At 50.2% G+C, this 255-nt stretch carries 1 protein-coding gene; it reads right to left on the bottom strand.

Features of this window, described 5'->3' with window-relative positions:
* Window positions 1–255, bottom strand: a 255-nt coding sequence (gene tuf / locus V6C27_14935) for an elongation factor Tu (GenBank protein MEG6617665.1), incomplete at both ends; no start/stop codon positions are given.

Genomic DNA, 255 nt, shown 5'->3' with positions numbered 1-255 from the left:
TGGAGAATACGTCCTCAACCGGCATCAAGAATGGCTTGTCGCGATCACGTTCTGGAGTTGGAATGTAGCTGTCCACATTCTTCATCAGTTCCCAGATCTTGCCACACCACTCACAGTCTTCTTTACCGCAGCCACACTCTAGGGCTTTCAGCGCGGAACCGGCTACGATTGGTGTGTCATCGCCAGGGAATTCGTATTCGGTTAACAGTTCACGAACTTCCATGTCCACCAGTTCCAGAAGTTCTTCATCGTCTA

The sequence above is a fragment of the Peptococcaceae bacterium 1198_IL3148 genome (genome assembly GCA_036763105.1).
GTDB lineage: Bacteria > Bacillota > Desulfotomaculia > Desulfotomaculales > Desulfohalotomaculaceae > JBAIYS01.
The sequence above is the reverse complement of the archived record's forward strand: the minus strand, read 5'-3'. Positions and strand labels throughout refer to the sequence as shown.